Source organism: Streptomyces sp. TRM64462 (assembly GCF_013362995.1).
Lineage (GTDB): Bacteria > Actinomycetota > Actinomycetes > Streptomycetales > Streptomycetaceae > Streptomyces.
In genome coordinates this window covers 12223-15195 of the sequence record NZ_JABWDV010000433.1, presented here as the reverse complement: position 1 = coordinate 15195, position 2973 = coordinate 12223, and the positions used below count along the sequence as shown (strand labels likewise).

The following is a 2973-nucleotide window of genomic DNA, read 5'->3' as shown; positions in this document are numbered from 1 at the left end:
CGTCGCACGCCCCGCAGCGGGGCGGCCAGGCGCGGGCGCCGGTCCGGCCCACGGAGCGGTATACGGAACGGACGACTCAGCGCCGCCCGCAGGGGACCCGTGGCACGGGGCCGCACACCGGTGGCGGAGGCGGGACGGGGTCGAGGCTGCGGGCCGCCCAGGCGCCGGTGTCCGCGCCGTCTCCGCGCCAGACGCCGCACGCGTCGTACCCGTCGCACCCGGGGGCCCGTACCGGCTCGCGTACCGGGCGGCGGCGTCCCGGCCCGGGCACGGGGACCGGGGGGACCGGGGCGGGCACCTCGTCGGGCCTCCGCCGGCCGGCCAACCCGAGGCTGCTGCGGCAGCGCCTGTTCGTCTTCGTCGTCGTCACCCTCATCGTCCTCCTGGGCATCGCCGGCGCCCAGGCGTTGCAGGGGTAGCGGGGACAGCGGAGGCAGCGGCGGGGCAGTCGGGGGCTCAGGCGTGCGGGCGGCCTGCCGTCACCGCGTAGAACGCCACTGCCGCTGCCGCGCCCACGTTGAGCGAGTCCACACCGTGGGCCATCGGAATGCGCACCCAGGTGTCCGCGGCACGCAGGGCTCGGGCCGACAGGCCCTCGCCCTCCGCGCCCAGCATCAGCGCGACGCGGTCCAGCGTGTGCGGAGCCGCCTCGTCGATCGCTGTCGCGCGGGCGTCGGGGGTCAGCGCCAGGAGCCGGAAGCCCGCCTCCCGTACCGCCTCCAGATCGTGGGGCCAGGTGTCCAGGCGGGCGTACGGGACCGAGAAGACGGCACCCATGGAGACCTTCACCGACCGGCGGTACAGCGGGTCGGCGCAGTCCGGCGACAGCAGCACCGCGTCCATACCGAGCGCGGCGGCGCTGCGGAAGATCGCGCCGATGTTGGTGTGGTCGTTCACCGACTCCATCACCGCCACGCGGCGCGCCGTCCGTACCAGGTCCGCGGCCTGCGGGAGCTGCTTGCGCTGCATCGAGGCGAGCGCGCCGCGGTGCACGTGATAGCCGGTGACCCGCTCGGCGAGATCCGGGCTCACCACGTACACCGGGGCGGAGGCGTCGTCGATCACGTCGCGCATCACGTCGGCCCACTTGGGCGTCAGCAGCATCGACCGCATCGCGTACCCCGCCTGCACCGCGCGGCGGATCACCTTCTCGCCCTCCGCGATGAACAGACCCTCATCGGGCTCACGCCGGCGGCGCAGTTCGACGTCGGTCAGGCCCGTGTAGTCGTGCAGACGCGGGTCGTCCGGGTCGTCGACGGTGATCAGTTCTGCCACGGCTGCTGCGGTCCCTTACTACTGATGCTGCTCATTTGGTGTCGGTGGGTCCGCCTGGGGTCCTTCAGTGCCTCGTCTGCGGGGTCTTCTGCGGGCCCTCGGCCACCACGTCGCCGATCACGATCACCGCCGGCGGGCGGACCTCCTCGGCCACCACCGTCTCCGCGACCGTCGCCAGCGTCGCGTCCACGCGGCGCTGCGCCGCCGTCGTACCCTCCTGGACCAGGGCGAGCGGCGTCGACGGGTCCTTGCCGTGCGCGACGAGCGCCTCCGCGATCTTCCCGATCTTGTCGACGCCCATCAGGATCACCAGCGTGCCGCGCAGCTTCGCCAGGGACTCCCAGTCGACGAGCGAACGCGGGTCGTCGGGCGCCACATGGCCGCTGACCACCGTGAACTCGTGGGCGACGCCGCGGTGGGTGACCGGGATGCCGACGGCGCCGGGCACGGAGATCGAACTGGAGATGCCGGGGACGACCGTGCAGGCGATGCCCTCCGCGGCCAGCGCCTGGGCCTCCTCCATCCCGCGCCCGAAGACGAACGGGTCGCCGCCCTTGAGGCGGACGACGGACTTGCCCTGCTTGGCGTGCTCGATGAGCGCGTTGTTGATGGCCTCCTGGGCCATGAAACGGCCGTACGGGATCTTCGCCGCGTCGATGACCTCGACGTGCGGCGGCAGCTCGTCCAGCAGGTCGCGCGGGCCGAGGCGGTCCGCGATGACGACGTCCGCCTCGGCCAGGAGGCGGCGGCCGCGTACCGTGATCAGGTCCGGGTCGCCCGGGCCGCCGCCGACCAGCGCCACGAACGGCGTACGGGCACGGTGCTGCGGGGCGGTCAGGGTGCCGTCGCGCAGGCCCTCCACGATCGCGTCGCGGACGGCCGCCGAGCGGCGCGGGTCGTTGCCGGTGAGGACCGCGACGGTCACACCCTCGATGCGTCCTGTCGCCGGGGTCCAGGCGGTGGCCGCCTCGGCGTCGTCGGCCCTCACACACCACGTCTTGGTGCGCTCGGCCTCGGCGGACGCGCGGGTGTTGGCCTCGGTGTCGGGCGTCGCGATCAGCGCGTACCAGGCGTCCGCGAGGTCGCCCTCCTCGTAGCGGCGGCGCTCCCAGCGGATCTCGCCGGCCTCGGCCATGGCCTCCACGGATGCCGTGGCGGACGGGGAGATGAGCGTGACGTCCGCGCCTGCCGCGATCAGCGCGGGGAGGCGGCGCTGGGCCACCTGGCCGCCACCGATGACGACGACCCGGCGCCCGGAGAGGCGGAGTCCGACGGGGTAGGCGGGCTGCTCGGCGTACTCGACCATGGCGGTGTGGTCTCCTCGGGCGGGTGGTGCGGTGCGGTGCTGCGCCACTGCGACGGTGAAGCGGCTGGTGGGGCGGGGGGTGGAGGGTGCTTCTGCGCTGGCGACCACGATACGGGGCCCACGCATGAGCGTTACGGCCGGACCACGTTGATCTCGTCACTGTGACCGGTACGCCCCTGGTCCCCAGACGGATGGGCGGCGCGCGGTCCCGTGCGTCGTGGGTCGGGGCCGCTCCGGGGCTCACCTCCTCGGATTGGCGGGCTCGGGAGCCGTTCTGGATTGCCGTCTCGGCACCGCCAATCCTGCGGGGGCGACCCCCTCCGCGTCCCCTCCCGCCGTAACGGCGACTGCACGCCGGTGGGGGTGGGTGTGGGGTGGGGACAGGCGTGCCC

The 2973-nt window shown here is 74.1% G+C and carries 2 protein-coding genes and 1 pseudogene; 1 reads left to right on the top strand and 2 read right to left on the bottom strand.

The annotated features are described in order from the left end of the window. Positions 1–419 (top strand): annotated as a pseudogene (locus HTZ82_RS31865) (serine/threonine protein kinase); the annotation flags it as partial. A 37-nt stretch (positions 420–456) separates the two neighbouring features. Here the strand turns inward: HTZ82_RS31865 and HTZ82_RS27835 are convergent. Together HTZ82_RS27835 and cobA are read right to left on the bottom strand one after the other, a co-directional pair. Beyond that, complete coding sequence (locus tag HTZ82_RS27835; RefSeq protein ID WP_175412143.1) at positions 457–1275, bottom strand: RNA methyltransferase; 819 nt, start codon at positions 1273–1275, stop codon at positions 457–459. Positions 1276–1339: 64 nt separating this feature from the next. Continuing rightward, positions 1340–2581: a uroporphyrinogen-III C-methyltransferase gene (gene cobA / locus HTZ82_RS27830; protein ID WP_175412144.1), complete on the bottom strand. Its 1242-nt coding sequence runs from the start codon at positions 2579–2581 to the stop codon at positions 1340–1342. Positions 2582–2973 lie beyond the last annotated feature (392 nt).

What these genes read in the sequence shown, in the direction of transcription:
- cobA (WP_175412144.1), bottom strand. Translation starts at nt 2,581, where the DNA reads ATGGTCGAGTACGCCGAGCAGCCCGCCTACCCCGTCGGACTCCGCCTC.